Annotated in this window: 7 protein-coding genes; all 7 read right to left on the minus strand. The window is 49.4% G+C overall.

Annotated elements, in window-relative coordinates:
• Positions 1-338: 338 nt before the first annotated feature.
• The 7 genes from F0364_RS25070 to nuoJ all read right to left on the minus strand — a co-directional run bounded on the left by F0364_RS25070 (position 339) and on the right by nuoJ (position 18717).
• Positions 339-10811 carry a CARDB domain-containing protein gene (locus tag F0364_RS25070; RefSeq protein ID WP_207632875.1) on the minus strand — a complete coding sequence of 3491 codons (10473 nt, stop codon included), beginning with the start codon at positions 10809-10811 and terminating at the stop codon, positions 339-341.
• Positions 10812-11091: 280 nt separating this feature from the next.
• Positions 11092-12153, minus strand: coding sequence for a right-handed parallel beta-helix repeat-containing protein (locus F0364_RS25075; RefSeq protein WP_153800571.1), 1062 nt, complete (start codon positions 12151-12153; stop codon positions 11092-11094).
• Between the two features lie 738 nt (positions 12154-12891).
• Positions 12892-14352 (minus strand): NADH-quinone oxidoreductase subunit N, encoded by a 1461-nt coding sequence (locus tag F0364_RS25080; RefSeq protein WP_153800572.1) that lies wholly within the window; start codon positions 14350-14352, stop codon positions 12892-12894.
• Positions 14353-14433: 81 nt separating this feature from the next.
• Complete coding sequence (locus F0364_RS25085; RefSeq protein WP_235921258.1) at positions 14434-15879, minus strand: complex I subunit 4 family protein; 1446 nt, start codon at positions 15877-15879, stop codon at positions 14434-14436.
• 11 nt (positions 15880-15890) lie between these two features.
• A complete protein-coding gene (nuoL, locus tag F0364_RS25090; RefSeq protein WP_153800573.1) occupies positions 15891-17759 on the minus strand; it encodes an NADH-quinone oxidoreductase subunit L in 1869 nt (622 codons plus the stop codon).
• A gap of 15 nt (positions 17760-17774) precedes the next feature.
• The gene (gene nuoK / locus F0364_RS25095; RefSeq protein WP_153800574.1) at positions 17775-18104 is read right to left on the minus strand and encodes an NADH-quinone oxidoreductase subunit NuoK; all 330 of its coding nucleotides are present in this window, start codon (positions 18102-18104) and stop codon (positions 17775-17777) included.
• Between the two features lie 10 nt (positions 18105-18114).
• Positions 18115-18717 carry an NADH-quinone oxidoreductase subunit J gene (gene nuoJ / locus F0364_RS25100; protein ID WP_153800575.1) on the minus strand — a complete coding sequence of 201 codons (603 nt, stop codon included), beginning with the start codon at positions 18715-18717 and terminating at the stop codon, positions 18115-18117.
• Between the last annotated feature and the right edge of the window lie 36 nt (positions 18718-18753).

Genomic DNA, 18753 nt, shown 5'->3' on the forward strand with positions numbered 1-18753 from the left:
ATGCCACAGGGCTATGTCGCTGGTACCATGATCGTGAATGGTGAATCGTGAATGGTCAATGGTCAATTGTGAATGGTGAATAGTGATTGCGTTTTATGTCCGTGCTTTTTATGCAGCGCCTTCAATTCCGAAGTTTCGGAACCCAGGCTGACAGCATGATAACACACGGCGGCTGCGCCGGGGTGATATCGTGTAAGTTTCTGGCGCCAAAGGCGGCAGAAACGGGTCGCTTTGTTTCGGCGGAAACGGGTTGCTTTATTCCGGCAGAAACGGGCCTGCCTTAACGCAGCAGGGCGAGCCCTCCGGCCCGCCCTGCTTATGATAAAACCCAACTTCTCCTACTGTTTTACCAGTTTTACATTAAACACTTCGCCGTTGATATGTACTTTAAGTACATACACGCCCTGGGGTAATACGGGCACATTGTTTAACGGCATGCGTACATTGCTGCGCCAGCCGGCTATTGTGTTGCGGTACAACAACTTGCCATCCAGCGAGAATATTTCTGCCTTGTCTGTGGCCGCACTTGTGCCTGTGCCGTTGATGAGCAGCGACAGGGTGCTGGTGAACGGATTGGGCGAAGCGGACACATGCAACTGGCCACCGCCGCCATTCAAATCAATTGGCACTATGTTACTCAGCAACGGTTTGCCATCCCAGTCTTCCTGGCGCAGGCGGTAGAATATCCTGCCGGTGTTAAGCACAGCCGCGTCGCGGTCCGTAAACTGGTAGTAGCGGGTACTGCTGCTGTTGCCTGCGGCTTTAACCGTACCGATATCTGTGAAGTCGCGGCCATCTATGGAACGCTGTACCACAAACTGCTTGGTATTTATTTCTGTTGCAGTACCCCAGTTGAGCAACACATCTTTGTTTTTCTGCTGGCCGGTAAAGAACAACCAGCTTACCGGTAACGGAGAGCCATCCAGCTCAACACTTACATCGCAGGCATCTTTCAGGGCTTCGCGGTTGCCTACGTTATCCGTGGCAATGGTAAAGAAGCAATACTTGCTGCCCGGTTTGCCGGCAAAGTTGAAAGTGTTGGTGCTGAACACGCTGTCGTAGCGCTGGAACTCACCATCATTTTCGGAGTAGTACAGTTCGTAAGCGGATTTGAGGCCGCTGCCGCCTGCATCATCGGCAGCCTGTACAGACAAGGTGATAACCGAGTTCTGCTCAACTTCCAGCGAAGAAGCTATTACGGAAGATACCGGCGCCACGGCATCTACAATGTTTACATGCGTATTGGTTTCGATAGGCGCATTAATATCGAATACGATACCTGCTTTAGCCACGATGCTGTCGCCCGTAACTGTGCTGGCCGATGGCCTTACAGAGTAGCTTACGAAGCCTTCGCCGCTGCCGATAGAATCGTTGATGGCCAGGTAGCCGGCATACGGGTCGGTAGGCGGCAGGCCGGTTGCAGGGTCAATTGACTGGAACACCCAGAATATTTCCCGGTTTACGATATCAAGACCGGCAGTAACCTGCACGTTGAAGCCCAGTGAATCGGCCAGGTTAAGCGTTGTGGTATAGCTTGACAACCCTGCAGGCACGTTAAACACATAGTTGCGGAAGCCGAAGCTGCCCAGCGTGATGCTGCCGGCGTTTACATGCTCATCCAACGGCTGGCGTATCCTAACCCTTTGTGCCGCTGTGGTAGCAAAATCCGGGTCATTTTCATACAGTATGGTATAAGTAAGTGTTTCATTTTTAGCCACCATCTTGGTTGGGCCATAACCTGCGGGGCCCTGTATCTCATTCGGGTCGCAGGAGGCCACCACCGGTTTACAGATAAGCCATTTGACCGCCTTGCCCGGCAGGGTAAGGTTACCGGACAAACAGGTGACCGCACCGGAACCGCAAACAAAGCCTGCTACGAAGGCGCCTGCTGCCGCACCGGCGCCGGCGCCAAAGAAGGCACCCACGCCAAAGGCTGCCGCGCCACCCACAGCACCGACGGCCGTACCGCCTGAAACAAACAGGCTATAGCAACCGTAACCGGTTATGCCGCAACCCACCAGCCATGGAATACCCTGGCAGGTAAGGAAGTCTGGCTGAGGAGGCGTACAAGGCATGCCGGAGCCACCACCACCGGGACCGCCGCCCGGGCCACCACCAGGACCACCGGGGCCACCGGGACCGCCCGGAGAGCCAGGACCGCCTGGACTACCCGGAGAACCAGGACCACCGGGGCCACCGCCGCCGGGGCCACCGGGACCGCCTGGGCCACCCGGACCGCCGCCCGGGCCACCAGGACCACCGGGACCGCCCGGACCACCAGGGCCACCCGGGCCGCTACCCGGACCACCAGGACCGCCGGGGCCACCCGGACCACCGGGGCCGCCTGGGCCACCAGGACCGCCAGTACCACCGGGGCCGCCATCACCACCATCACCACCGGGCTGGCCGGGGCCGCCTGGGCCGCCAGGACCACCAGGGCCGCCGGGACCGGGATCGTTCACACCATCGCCGGGGCCGCCTGGGCCACCAGGGCCACCGGGACCGGGAGGCGTTGTGCCATCGCCTGGGCCACCAGGGCCGCCAGGGCTACCCGGCTGGCCGGGATGGCCTGTACCACCGGGAACACCCGGCTGCCCAACACCCGGAACAAAGGCGGTGAAACATAACATAAGTGTATCCGTTCCCCTTAACGATATGGAGAATGAACCACCATAGAGGCTGTTGTGCGCTACAAAATCCGTAGCATCTATACTGAACTTGTTTACATTAAAATTGGTAAAGCCGCCATCTGCTATGGCTATTGGCCAGCAGGTATCCACACCAGGGTACCAGCCGCCCAGGTAACCCGGGGTATTGGACAGTGAAAGCGATGCCAGTTGAACTACAAAACGGTTAGCCGGTGTAGCGGAAACATCTATTGTGCCTGCGGCATGTATAAGGTCCCAACCGGGATCCTGCCCGGCAGCGCCGCTGTAGCTGTTGATTTCCCAGCGGTAAGACAGGCCCGGGCCAAAGGTAGCCGATGCCACATTCAGCAGGCCGGGGCTGTTGCCGGGGTTAAAGGTCGCCGTATTCGTTCCGTCGCTGTCCGGCGCACCGCAGGCGGCACACTCGCCATCCACACCGATGGTATCGGCAGGGGTAAGCAGGCCCATCTTGAAGTACTCAGCCAGCAGCACATTCCTGAACGGCACTTTGTTTTTAGCCAATGCTGTAAATTCAGGGCTGTTGGCAAACTTGCCTGGGTTATTCAGCTCTACCGTACGCATCTGTTCGATGGTACCGTATTGCTTCTGCACAAATTCTTTCACAGAATAACCTTCGGCCCCCGCACCCACCGAGTAAGTACCGGAAGTAAACTTATCCAGCAGCAGGGTTACACTGTATTGTTCACCACTCAGCAGGTTACGGGTAAAGAACGGTATCAGCTTGAATTTGCCCAGCACCGCGTAATCTTCAAACTTCAGGGTGTCGCCATACGGGTTCATCTGCTGGCGTGTCTTCACATTGCCCTCTGTGGATATTTTTGCAACATTAGACGCTGCCGGGATAACCACCTGCGACTGCACGAACGGAATATCCACATTGCCCGTGTTGCGGAAGTTGATGGTATAGAACGCGTTCCTGCCGATGCGCAGCACTTCAGGCGCTGCTACATAATAATCAATGCGGTAACCTGTTGATTTCTGTACATTAACCGCGGCGGCCAGCTTGGCCTCTTTGGCATCAGGGTTAACCGCTACAAGGTCGTAAGTGCCTATGGCAACGGAAGTTAAATCCCATACAACCTTGGCCTGCATGCTGTTGATAAGTGTAAGGCCAACCACCTGGGCCCCTGCCACAACAGTTGCGCCTTTCATCAGTTTAAACTGTACACCCGGCCTCAGGCCCGCGCCTTCCACGTTGGTAGTGACCACACCCTGCCCTACATTTTTAGGAGTGGATGAGGTAAGCGAGAAGCTTAATGCCCTTGCCAGCAAGGTGGCTTCCTGCGAGCCTGCATCGTAAGTGGATGTTACCAGCAGGTAATAGCTGCCGTTTTGCGTTTCGGGCACTATCAGCCTTTGCGCAGCCTGCTGCGGCAGGTTGCCTTTGGCGTCGTAATCATTAGGCGTAGGTATGCGGTTGTACGCTATGTAGAACTCGTTGTGCGCCGCTGTTTTGTTGCTGGTAAGGTCAACCACCATATCCAGCCCGGCCCCTACCTGTATTTTGTAGTACCTGTTGGCGCCGGTACGCAGGATGGTTTTGGATGGGGTATTGAGTACCAGTTCACGAATGCCTACCCCTATCTGTGCATCAGTGGCCTTAGTATTGTTGGTAAGATCCACTTCCGGCACTGTACCGAGGATATTGGTACGTCCGATACCATAATAATCACCAGGGAAGACTGATTCTACGCTGTTGACGATAGAGAAGGAACTGTCTTTGCCAGGCTCCAGCAGGATGTTCTTCTGAGCAGTACCAAACAACGTTGATTGCAACGCGTTAAACGAAGTGTTCTTTGAGAAGTACACCGCATCACTTAGCGAACCTACGGCCGGTCTTGAGCCAATATTCCTGATGGTATAAGAAGCGGTAATAGTATCGCCCAATTGTGTTGTACCCGGCATGTTGATGTTGCTTACAATAAGGTCTGCCGGTTCTGCAAGCACAATTTCTGTAACAGCATTCTTAGCGTTGTTGTTCTCCTTGTCGTTCTCAAATATGCCGTTACTGGCATCGGCCACCACCACTATGTAATAATTACCGGAAAGGTTTGGCGGAATGGTTGCCAGTATGCTGTCTTTATAGCCTGCACCCGCGGCCAAAGGCCCTTTCTTAGCGGTGCTGCCCAACAATACACTGCCGCTGCCGCCTGATGGAGATGAGCTTACATACACCGCATCGTTCCAGCTCTGCACATCCCTGATGTTACCGGGGCCCAGGTTGGTTACCGCATACGGTATTTTAACCTGCTGGCCTGCATACAATTTAGCCGGTGCGCTTACACTGTTAACGATCAAATCAGGCGGAGGCGTAAGCTTAATAGTGATACTTCTGTAGAAGAAGTTATTGCCACGTATGGTATCCAGCGCGGCATTGTTACCATCTGCAGCCAGCACCAGGAAGTATTTACCTGATACGCCGTTCGGGATAGGCAGGGTGATGCTCTGCGTATAGGTTTGACCTGCACTGGCGCCGGATTTGGATACGGATGCAAGGAACTTATCGTTTACATCCAGCAGGCTGTCCTGGCTTAGGAATACCTGGTCGTACCAGTTGGCGGTGGTTGCCTTACTAGTATTGTTCTTCACCCTTATCTGCACGGTTTTTTGATCGCCGGAGTTGAAATCGCCGGTGAAGCTGATATCCTGCGCCTGTAGATCAATGTAGTTCTTCTCAACAATTGGTATGGTAGTCACAGGCGGCTCGCCAATTACCGGCGGCTTACCGCTTGCCGATGAAGCACGGACGTTATTGGCTTCGGATTTTTCAAAAACATTATCCCCATAATCTGTTACCACAAAGAAGGTAACAGAATCCGGCGCGGTTGCAGGCAGTGTTACCACCGCTGTTCCGGCGCTGGATGCGCCTTTGTCTATATTAACAACATGGCTGTATGAACCCAGTTGTTTAGCCGTGCCGGGGTCGAAGGTTTTGCTGGCTGACCAGAACACCCAATCATTAAACGAAACCGGCCCGGTGGCTTTATCGCCTGTATTGGTTACAGACCATGTGATAACGAATGGTTTGGTACGTGTGATGGAATCCGGCAACTTAATGCTGGCCACCACCAGGTCCGGCCTGTCGCCCACTACGATATTAACCGGGTTAGCACTGCGCTTAACATTGTTGCTGTCTTTATTGAATTCAAACACATTGCCCAACGCGTCTGTATAAACATACACATAGTAATTGCCGCTGAATGTTCTTGGTATGGCAAAGGAGCCTGTTTCGGTGTATTCCTCTCCATTAAGCAGCGGGTTAGACAGGTTATGGTTATAAGCCCTGCTGCCTAACAAAATAGCCTGCGCATCAAAAGTGCTGCTCTTTGAAAGGTAAACCCTGTCTGTCCATTGTGATTCACGTGGCGGGTTAGCACCCTCGTTGGCAACCGTCCAGGTAACCTGCATGTTCTCGTTGGCATTGGCAGTTGCCGGCGCGGTAACGATGGATGGAACAAGGTCGGCTGGCGGTGTAAGAAGCACTACCAGGGAATCGCTGCGGTAATAGTTGTTTTGGGTAAAGGCTTCAAAGAACCCTTTCATGTTGGCTACCACATAAATGTAGTAAGTACCCTGGTACTCGTAAGGTATCTTCACCTTAACCGCGTGGCGGTAAGTACTGTCAACCTTTAACGTATCGCCGGTAACGGTGCAACCGCCACCCAGCGTGCCCAGGCGGATATCTGTTTCTGTTAGCAGCCTTGCAGTAGCATAGCTGAACTCAGGTTCTTTAGAGATGTAAATGTTGTCTTTCCAGTAATGCTCTTTGGCAGTACCTGACGGTGTGCAGCTACGGTTGTAGGTTAACTCACCCACGGCAGGTGCTACGCCAATATTGCGTGCCTGGTATTGAACAGTGATACTGTCGCCTGAGAATACATCGGTAGGTACACCCAGCGACTCAACAGAAAGATCAGGCAATGGCGGCAGTGTGAGCGTAACCGGTTTGTAAATAAAGTTGTTCTGGTCATCAGACTCACGGAAAGATATGGAGTGGTGCCCCCTGCTGGTGGCGCACACATCCCCTATCAACTGCCAGCAATAAGCATCGTTGGCATTGGTGATGATGAATATGTAGTAAGTACCCGTAATGCCCTGCGGCAGTTGTATCTGTTTTGTCTGCAGGTAGCTCTGCCCGGGGTTCAGGTAAGACTGGTTATCAAATTCACCCAGCAATATATCGTCGGCCACCCTTAAATCCAGGTCTTGCGACAACCAGATATAGTCCTTCCACTTTTTATCTTTGGTTCCACCTTCGCCGATGTTTTTGGTTTCCCAGCTAACGGTTATTTTACCATTGGCCACCGCGTTATCCGGCATTTCGTAGCTGTTCACAATCAAATCCGGCAATGAACCTGTAGAGAAAGTCTGCACAGGCCCATCGGTTGAGAAACAGGTATTTTGGGCTATTACCTGCCAGTTGTAGCTGTTACCCAATTGAGCGGATGGATATTGATAACTGATATCCTCAATGTTGTTGGCTGACGGGGACGAAGGCCTTGCTTCTCCTGCAACCCAAACATACACATCGTAGAAAGCCGCATTGGCAGACGGCGCCCATGACAGGCGTACCGGCGGGTCAAGGTTAAGGGTACTGTCAATCGGCAGCATGTTGGTTACAATGGCTGGCGCTACCGCGGCGTTAACGCTTACAGCAATGCTGTCGCTATAGCTGCAGCCGTTGCCATAAGTACCGGTAACATAGTACACCGTATTAACGGTTGGGTGCGCCCTGGCCGTATCTTTATTGCTGCCATTGCTCCAGTTAAATGTTTTGGCGCCTGTTACAGACAATGTTATGGTATCGCCAAGGCAAAGCGAAGCGGCAGGTGCGGCCTTAACAACAGGAAGGCCCGATATTTTCACTTCAAACAGGGCCGACTGGGCTATACAGCCATTGCTGTTGGCATAGCGCACAAAATAACTGCCTGCTACAGATGCCGTATAAGTAACCGCTGAATCAAGCTTGATGGCGTCGTTGCCTTCCAGCCTGAACCATTGCACTTTGCCGGTGAGATTGGTTTTAAGCGAAACGGTTTCAGCACTACACACATCATTCTTCACTGCGCTGATAACCGGGGTGGTTAGGGCCGGCAGCACATTAACTTTAACGGAAGCCGTTGATGAACAACCGTTGGCATCTGTTATCTCCACGGTATAAGTAGTGGTATCTGTAGGCGATACCTGTATTACAGCCGTGGTGGCACCCGTGTTCCATTGATAATTTACACCACCGTAAGCGCTGAGGTTAACCTGCGTGCCGCTGCATATAGTAACACCGGCTGATGCGCCTTTTGCTGTTGGTGTATAATGTGTAACTGCTGTTCTGATGGTATCGTTGATACGGCGCTCATCACCAGCAAGAGAAGCATACACTTCAAATTGGTAAGCCCTGTATGCGGAAAGGTCAACAGTGGTATTGAAGGTGTAATCCGCAGTAGCGCCGGGCTGTATGGTAGCTGTGTATTTGCGGGTAACTTTTGTACCGCCATCCACAGCGTACACCACATCAAAATTAGCGGCAGCATCAGTACCGGCATTGAACAGCCTTACTTTTACAACACTGGCAGCAGAAAGGCCGCAGCCATTTTCGGGGTTTACCAGTTGTGTTACCTGTATGTCTTTGGCTACAGGCGATTTTACTTCAAAGCTTTGCGAAGTGCTGGCCGGGCTATAGTTCTGGTTACCTGCCTGCCTGGCCGTAACGGTTACCTGCCCTACACCGGTAAGTGTAATAATATTACCGCTGATGGTGGCTACACCAGTTGCCGGCACTGTACCAATGCTGTAAGTAACGGGCAGCCCTGAAGAAGCGGAAGCAGTTACCCCAAAGGATGGGTCGCCGGCGGTTTTATCCGGTATGGCTTCCATGGTAACCGTTTGGCTTATACGCGTAATAGTAAACGTATCCTTGGCCGTGCCGCCATAGTTGCTGTTACTGATGGTGGCAATTACTTCGTACTTGCCGGCATTAACAGGCGGCTGGCTGCTGCCATTGTAGGTAAGCGTATAAGAAAGCCCACCCGGGTTGGTGGTTACTGTTGGCGCTTTCTGTGTACCCGTGTAAGCCTGCTGCAGGTTGCTGAACGTAACGGTAGCAGCGGCTTTACCCACTTCAATATAAGATACCGCAGATGCTTCATAAAATTCTTCATTACCTGCCTGGAACGCACGTACTGCTATTATACCCGCACCATTGATAAACACAGTATCATCCTTTACTGTGCCGGGGCCATACCACAGACTGTAAGTAACAGGCAGCGATGATGAAGCTGTTGCCTTAAGCAAATAGTACGCATCCCCATAAGTAAGCGCTGGCTGTGCGGGGAAGGTAATGGTCTGGTTCTTTCTGAAGCTGTAATTGTACGCGGCTGATTTAGGCCCGGTACCACAGGGCGTGGTATAGCTTACCGTGTAATTGCCGTAGTTGGTACCCGGGTAATAGTAGCTGTTGGTAGCGCCTGAAATGGCGCTGCCATCCTTATACCACTGGTAGGCAGCCACAGCTTCTGAGCCGGAAGGCGCAGACGCGTAGAGATAAGAGCCGCTTTCTGTAATAACCGGAATTTGCGTAGGCGTATTGTTGTACACCCTAACCTGGATGGAGTTCTCGTAGCCGGTGCCACAACCGTTAGACGCGGTGGCCTTCAGGTTAAAGACGCCGGTGGTTGTCCAGGTAACTTTCGCGGTGGTTGAACCACCTGCGGTATCCTGCAGGTTGCCGCCGCCGCTGAGCAGCCAGGTGTATTTAGCACCCGGGCCGGCTGAACCGGTAACCGTGTATTCTTCTGTAGAAGTACACACGGCACTCTTGCCGGATATATAGAAATATTGTTCTGGTTTTCTGGTAATGGTAATGTTGGCACTGTTGGCCGCGCTGGTATCGAACGGAGAGCTGGCTACAATGCGTATGCGGTAACCTGTACCCGCCGCTGTATTAGCTGGTATGGTGGCGCTGATGGTGCTGTCTTCATTGGCATTAAGGGTGCCGATGTTAACAGGGTTATTAAAGCTGCCGCTGCTGTTAGATAGCTGGGCGGTAAACACATTATTGGTGCCGAACGGCGCCGTTACAGTAAACGGAACTGATACCGGTGCACCGGCGCAGAAGCTGGCGCCAACGGTACCGATAACCACACGTACATCAGTAGGCGCATCTATCTTAAAGCTGCCCACATTGGTAATGCTCCAGTTGCCCCTTTCATCTTTTGCACGCACAAACACCTGGTGGTTGCCAATGGATATCTTGCTCATATCCAGTTGAAACACCAGGTTAGTGATATCTGTAGAAGGCGTGATGTTTACTTTAGTGCCTTTGCCAAAGCCGGGGTCTGTATCTACAAAATATTCCAATGCAGATACTTTTGCCAACGGCGATTCCGCAGATATGGAATCCCTGTAAAAAGCACGGGTGCTGGTAAGGCCCCAGTTGCCATTCGCATCACGGTAACGGCTGAACAATTGGTGGAAGCCGGTTGAAAGAGACGTTACATTAACGGAGAATGCAATATTGGTTAAATCCGCGCCGGCAGTAAGCGGTATGTTGGTGGCTTTACCAAAACCGGGGTCTTTGTCCACAAAATACTCGCCCTTTACAATATTGGGCGGGTTCCCTAAATCCACAGGTACGCCCTCTTTATAAAATGTTCGTTTTTGAGAAAGGCTCCACTTGCCATCCGCATCCCTGAAGCGCACAAAAATGTTGTGGAAGCCGTTAGCGAGGGAATTGATGTTAACAGAGAATGCAACGTTGGTTACATCTTTTGCCTGCGTAAACGAAATGTTGGTTGCCTTTCCAAAGCCGGGGTCTTCATCAACAAAGTATTCGCCTTTAACTATGTTTGGAAGGTTGGGCACATCGGTTGGAAAGGTTTCTTTAAAGAAAGTCCTCCGCTGCACCAGCGACCAACCGCCCCTTGCTTCCGCGCCGGTACCGGTAGGCGGCACAAAGGCCCTTACATACAACTGGTGAAAACCGGTTGTATAAGCGTTTAGGTTAAACTGGAAGGTGGCAGTTACATCTGTACCCGGTGTAATGCTGATAGCGGTGGCATTGCCAATACCGGGGTCAGCGTCAATAAAATACTCGGCCCGTGTTACATTCTGCGCATGGGCCAGCGGCGGGGCCAGCAATGATGCCATAACGCACAGGGCGTATACATAAACCAGGGAAGTACGCGATGCTGCCCAATAGCGGACAAGGCGTACAAGAGTGCGACGCAACGGAAGCTTCATCAAGGCTTCGCCAGCCGGGCCCATAAACATACTACCCGGTGAGAAAAGGCCCGATCCTGCTTTACCCGTTGCAGTACCCGGAGGTTTTTGAAAGCGTAAAAATTGCAGCATAAAAGGGATATGAGCGGAAACCGGCGCAGCACAACACACCACGTGGCTGTGCAAGACTGGCGGTTACCGGGGTAAATTAATTGTTTGACTTAACCTTGATGGTTACCGAAATGGGGTCGGTATTGCTGCCTATTGGTTTGTTTTCAAAAAAGTAAATGGCAGGTACAGGAGGCATGCCCGAAAGCACATAAGGTGTTTGGCCGCTGTAAATACCTGTATCAACGGGCTTTTGCGGCGTACTGCCATAACCCGCGCCTATGGCCGGGGAACCCGCTGCCAGTTTCCACTGACCATCTGATGAAACGCCGGTGCCGGTACCCAGGAAAACGGTGCCCATATCTATGTTGGCCTTGTTACCGTCTGTTGTACCAAACTGTGTTGCGTTGGCAAGGTTATGAGATACCAGGTTACCCGTGCCTTCAAAAGTACCATTCACCATAATATTGTTGGTAATGTTGCTGTTGTACACAGAAACTTTTCCGCGGCGGATGATGTTGTTCTGAATAATAACTATGGCATCTGTATGTACCCTTAACACATCGCCAGTAGTGGCATCGCCGGCATAGCTGTAATAAGAAATGTAGTTGTTGCTGATGAGTACACCTGTTGAAGGATAATTTACCGATACCCTGCAACCATAGTTTTGCGAAATGATTACGTTGCGGGCAGGTGTATTATCGCCCTGGTAGTTGTAATAAAGGTTAACTGCACCTGTATAGTAGTCTGAGGAATTATTTGTTGCAGTAGCGAATTTATTGCGGCGTATTACCACATCGTTGGCATATACGTTGCAATCATTACTGGTAAAATCAAGGCCCATGATAACAGAACCTGAAGCACCCGAATACAGCGTAATAGAATTAACGAGCGATGACTGCTTAATGGCCTGCGTATTGGGGTTTTCGTTAAGATAATAACCCGTGCCTATAATTACCAGCCTTTTCGTTAACGTAATGCTGCCATAATTGGTGGCAGATGGCTCTATATGCAGGGTATCTCCCGCAGATGCGCCCTCCTGTGCAGCGGCAAGGGTTGTAAAATCCGCAGCAATGCCTGCATTGTTGTTAACACGCCATATTTTGGCATAAGTACAGTTGATTACTAAAACTGCCAGCAAAGTAGAAACAAGGGCTTTCATTTGTTTATGGTTTATATAGTTAAGGTATTTTGATCCTGCTTTTTTATTTAACAGCACTAACCGCACTTGCGCATAGTATGCACAGGTGCAGCATTACCGCAATGCTGCCACGGTTATCATTCATGCCATTTTCAATGTTTCCCCGAAGGGTTAGCCACAGGCCGGCTGCATTAACTTGCTGTACAAAGGGACAGCATAATACAAATGCATTACCTGGTTACATTTTTACAAACTGGAGTTATACGTTGCTGCGATTAAAGAGTAAAGCGATACAAGCAGGTTTTAGCTGCGGATACAGGATAAGTTTTCTATTGGTATGATGTGAGTTATATATCTGACGCCGTGAATGCTTAGTTCTTTTCTCTCTACACGTCTTATGATAAGCAATTACTAAGGGCGGGCTAAAAGTAGAGCGATTTTTTTGGATATGCAAATAATATGTGAAAAGATTTTTTGAATAATTGTACGTTGCGGTTTAATAATTCATTTTATACCAATGAATTCTGACAACAAATAATTGGGGCTTTCAACGGCAGGACGGACAGCCCGGCCCGGGTTCCGGCTGTGCGCTGCAACTCCGCCGCATGAGCCGCCCCGCAAGGCTTCAGCGGGGTTTACGCTTCCATCCGGCAGCCCTTCAGCGGCAGGATATATCCCGGCTTTTCCCGCAGGATAGAAAATAGTTTATACCATTATGTTGATATAACATCACTATTTATCAGCATTACAACACCATAGCTAAAAGTTTATTATCCGAAAGCCCTGGCACAGGAAGTTTTTGATACCATCAATTACCGCAGAAGGAAAAATACCTGCGCCAAGCAGTAATATCAGCAGAACCAGCAAAGCGCCATAAGTACCTGCCACAAATAAGGGGTGCAAGGACTTTTCTTTTGGAAATATTACCTGTGTTTCTGCGAAAAGCGTACTAATGATGCGCAGGTAATAGTACAATCCTATAACGCTTGTAATTACCAATACAATAACAGGCAACCATAACTGCTGCTGTACACCAGCGTTCAGCACAGCGAACTTGCCTATGAAACCTGCAGTAAGCGGTATGCCTGCCAATGACAGCAAAGCAACAGTAAGTATCGCCCCCATCAATGGGTTACGCCAGTAAAGGCCACGATACGCCTCAAGCTGGTCTGCATCGGCCTGCCGGCCGGAAAGCATGGTAACAATACCAAAGGCAGCAAGCAAGGTGATGGAATAAGCAAACAAGTAAAACATACCGGCTTCTATGCCTGCCGCATTACCCGGTAAAAATGCCACTAGCAAATAGCCGAGATGCGCTATAGACGAATAGGCCAGCAGGCGCTTGATATTTTGCTGCTTAATGGCCAGCAGGTTACCGCCAACCATAGAAACAATGGCCACAAACGAAATGATGATAACGGCGAAATGGTATGATTGCAACTGAACTGCCTGTGCAAAACGCACCAGCACTGCAAACACGCCAATCTTGGAGACGGTAGCAATGAAATTGGTTACGGGTACAGGCGCCCCCTGGTATACATCCGCCGCCCACAAATGAAAGGGGACTAATGCCAGCTTGAAACAAACAGCCACCATCATTAGGCCGATACCTGTTACAAAAAGCGCCGGCGAATGGCCTTGCGTTTGTAATTGCTTTGCAATGCCGTCAAAATCCATGCTGCCGGTATCCATATAAATAAGCGCCATACCGAATAAAAGGAAAGCAGACGACATAGCAGCAAGCACCAGGTACTTCATACCGGCTTCAACGGCGTTATTACGGTTACGCAGATAAGCAATCAATGCATAGAGGCTTATACTTAACAACTCCAGCCCGATGAACACTGAAATAAAATGCCTGCTGATGGTTAAAACCGCTGCACCAAGCGTGCCAAGAAAGATGAGAATATAATATTCTTTGGGGTTTTCTTCCCGCTCTTCGAAGTAGATGAAAGAGAATAACCCAATGATCAATACACAGAAAACAATAAGCCCCGTAAATACTGCTGCCATGCCATCTACTACCAGCAAAGGCATAATGGCCCTGGGCAGTACATCACGTACATACCACATTGCTAATACTACCAGGCACATCATGAGGAAACCGGTTATTTGAATTACAGTATGGCTTTGCCTTGCGGCAATAAGCAATATGATGACCACTGACGCGGATGCCAGCACGATGAATGGAAGCAGCGCTTGTAATTGCAGACTATCCATGATGAATTTGAATTTTAGTCGGAATATTCAACATTTATACTCACGTGCTGTACCCACTCACCACTCACTATGCACCATTCACTATTTCGTTACTACCGCCTGAACTGCATGTTGCACCATATCCAATACAGGTTGCGGGTATACGCCAAGCCATACAATTGCGATACTTAATGCAGCCATCATTACAAATTCCCTGGCACTGAAATCGGGCAAAGGTTTTTGGAAAGTGGATGGCCCCAGGAAAACCTTTTGCACAAACCGCAATGAATAGATGGCTGAGAACACTAACCCAAAAGTGGCAATAACGGTTAGAGGAACATTTGCTGTAAATGCGCCCATTAAGACCAGGAACTCTGCTATAAAATTACCCAGCATCGGTAAGCCCAATGAAGCCATGGTAAATAACATACCAACCGCACCCATAGCAGGCAAGGAAGACCAAAGGCCACCCATGCTTTCAATGTCCCTGGTGTGCAATCTTTCTTTCAACATGCCTGCCAGCACAAACAAAGCACCTGTGCTGATGCCGTGTGTGATCATTTGCATAACCACGCCCTGCATTGCCACTGCGTTGAAAGAAAATATACCCAGCAATACAAAACCCATGTGGCTAACGGAAGTATAGGCTATCAGCCGCTTAATATCTGTTTGTGCAAAGGCAAGCATGGCACCATATACAATACCAATTACTGCCAACAACATGGCCCACCAGGCAATCGCTTCAGCAGCCTGTGGAAACAAAGGCAATACAAAACGCATGATACCATAAGCACCTGTTTTGAGTAACAACCCTGCCAGTATTAAACTGCCCGCAGTGGGCGCTTCGCTATGCGCATCGGGCAGCCAGTTATGTAACGGCACCATTGGTAACTTAATAACAAATGCAACGAGAAAGCCCATCATGATCCACCTTGCCGCAGATGGCTGAAGTGTGGTATTTAAGAGGTCAAAATAATCATAGCTGTAAACACCACTTTGAGCAGCATGAATAAAATACAGTGAAAGAATGGCAATAAGCATTAACAAGCCACCGGCCTGTGTAAAGATGAAAAATTTATACGCGGCATAACGCCTGTTGGTATCGCCCCATATAGCAATAAGAAAATACATGGGCACCAGCATTACCTCCCAAAAGAAATAAAACAGGAAGAGGTCCATTGCAACAAACACACCAGCTATACCTGCAAGCGTACAAAGCAGGTTGAAATAATAAAAACCTGTCCGCTGTTTAATCTCATTCCATGAACACAATACAGCCAGTGTGCCGAGAAAAAAAGTAAGCAACAGCATCACCATACTTAAGCCATCCATGGCCAGGTGAAAGCCAATGCCGTAAGCGGGTATCCACTGTGTTTTAATATCAACAATCCAGGTATTTATTGATGAAACCCGCTGTGTAAAACATACGCCGCATATCAATGCAGCATCTATCAACATAGTTACCAACGCAACCCATTTTGCGGCATGCTCATTTGCACGTGCTGTCAGCCAGCAAAGCAGGCCGCCGATGAGTAAGATTACTATCATCCATACCAGTATCATAAAAAAAATTGAAGTGCCAATATGAAAATAATGCCCACCAGCATGCTGCCTATATACCAGCGCAACGAACCATTCTGCGATAATGATAACCAGCCATTCAAACGACTGCATGCAGTAACAAGCCACTGGTGAATTTTATCGAACACATCTGCCTTGTTAGAGCGGGTGATAAACAGAAACGGTTTTACAAATAGTGTTTGATACAACTCATCAAAGCGCCACCCTTTTACAAAGAATTCGCGTAGATTAAGGTTGGGTTCCGCAGTCTTCCATTGCTCAATAATGTGCGGCGACTTATAATACAGCAGGTAACCGGTATAAGCACCACCAAGTGTTACCACTGCAGCTATTAACTGCAACAACAGTTCCGGAGGAATGCCTTGTTTCAAAACGGTTGCAGGCAATACTTTTTCAACCAGGTCTGCAAACAAAGTAACATGCAACAAATTATGCGGCCATTGCACAAAACCTGCAATAATGCTGAGGATTGCCAGTGTAACCAAGGGCATCGTCATCAGCTTACCGGGCTGTTGTGCAATAGGTGTTTTCATATCACCCCAAAACACAACAATAACCAGCCTTGCAGAATACAAAGCGGTAATAAAGGCGCCTGTTAGTGCTACCGCCCAAAGCATAACATTACCATTTCCTGCACTCCACGAATACCATAGTATCGCATCTTTGCTGTAGAAGCCGGCGCTGATGAAAGGCAATGCAGCCAATGCCGAGGCGCCTGCAAGAAAAGTATAATACAGCAGGGGCATTTTATTTTTCAGTCCGCCCATTTTAAAAATATTGTGCTCATGGTGCAACGATTCAATCACCACACCAGCGGCAAGAAAGAGCAACGCTTTAAAAAAGGCATGCGTAAAAAAATGGAAGATTGCAGCAGACCATGCGCCACAGCCCAGCGCTAAAAACATATACCCTACCTGGCTAATGGTTGAGTATGCGAGTATGCGTTTGATATCTGTTTGCACCAATGCACTGCAGCCTGCAACAAATAAAGTAATTGCACCCACAACCGCTACCACGTTCATGGCAGCAGGCGATAACAAAAACAGCACATTCATTCTTGCAACCAGGTACACACCGGCTGTAACCATGGTAGCTGCATGTATTAAGGCGCTTACCGGCGAAGGGCCCGCCATAGCATCGGGCAACCATGTTTGCAGCGGCACCTGTGCAGATTTACCCATGCCCCCCATTAATAACAGCAAGGCAATCGTGGTAACATTGGGTATAGTGGCGGCTTGTTGTTGTATATCAGCAATGTTTAATGTACCCAAAGTTTTAAACAGCATAAACAAACCAATGGCCATAGCGGTATCGCCGATCCTGGTAATAAAAAAAGCTTTGTTGGCAGCGGCACAATTGGCCGGCACTTTATACCAAAAACCAATCAGTAAATAACTGCAAAGCCCTACACCTTCCCAACCGAGGTATAGCAGCACAAGGTTGTCTGCAAGCACCAGTACCAACATAGAAAACACAAAGAGGTTCATGCTTGCAAAGAAGCGGGCATAGTCTTCATCCTGCCGCATGAATGCAATGGAGTAAATATGTATCAGTGCCCCGACGAAACTAATGATGAAAACAAACACAAGTGATAAGGCATCCAATCTCAGGCTGATATCGCATGAAAAATTTCCAACCCTCATCCATTGCCACAATGTTTGCGTATTGGCGCTGCTGCCCGATTGCAGGAAAGTAATTCCAATTACAATAGTCAGCAATGCAGCTATACATACAGAACCTGCGCCAACAAAAGCAATCATGCTCTTTGACATTCTTCTGCCGGTAAAAAACAGTAGCAGAAATCCGGCTAAAGGCAATGCAGGAATATAGGCAATGAGGTTGGTCATGATTCAGTTTTTAATCTATCCAAATCCTGGTTCAGTACCGTCTTTTAATGCATTCAATTCTTCTACATCCAGCGTTTTGTGCTGATGGTAAGCCTGCATTACCAGCGCCAGCGCCACCGATATTTCAGAAGCGGCCATCGCCAGTATAAACAGGAACATCACCTGGCCATCCGGCTGCCCCCATCTTGCACCGGCAGCTACAAATGCGAGGCCGGCTGCATTAAGCATTATCTCTACAGAGATTAGCATAAAGATGATATTTCTTCTAACCAGCACGCCGGTTAAACCCAAAGCGAATAAAATGGCTGCAACTATTAAAACAGGCTGTGTTTGAAAGGATGGCATATCAATCATTTTAATTGTGGATCATTTCTTCTTTCAGCAATTCGCCAGGCTTAACTTCTTTATTGTTCTCATTGTTATCAGCATGTCCGTTTTCTTTTCCATTCTGCAAAAAGCGGTGTGGATGTTTTTTCTTGTGCTTACCAATATGCGCAGCGCCAACAATGCCAGCCATCAGCAGAAAGCCGACCAGCTCAACCGCAATCACATATTCTTTAAACAACACAAGCGATATCCGCTTCATATCAACAGCAGGCTGTATGGCAGCGGATTCGCCACGCAGTAACAATATTGACATTTCAAGCAGCAACACTGCCACCAGTATGGAAGGCCCAACCCACACTTTAGGTTGCAGCCATTGCTTCTCCTGCAGCGCTGCTTCCTGCCCAAGGTTCAGCATCATTACCACGAAAATGAGCAACACAATGATGGCTCCTGCGTATAATATCACTTCTAACACCGCAACGAACGGCGCACCCAGTGAAAGGAAAATCATAGACACGGCCAGGAAAGAAACCACCAGGTATAACAAAGCATGTATCGGCCTGTGGCAGGTTATCACCAGCAGGGTGGCCACTATAGCCACAACAGATGATATGTAGAACAGCAAACTCATTTTGGTATTAGCTTTGAGTTATGAGTTACGAGCTGT

It is taken from the genome of Foetidibacter luteolus, assembly GCF_009650435.1.
GTDB classification, from domain to species: domain Bacteria; phylum Bacteroidota; class Bacteroidia; order Chitinophagales; family Chitinophagaceae; genus Foetidibacter; species Foetidibacter luteolus.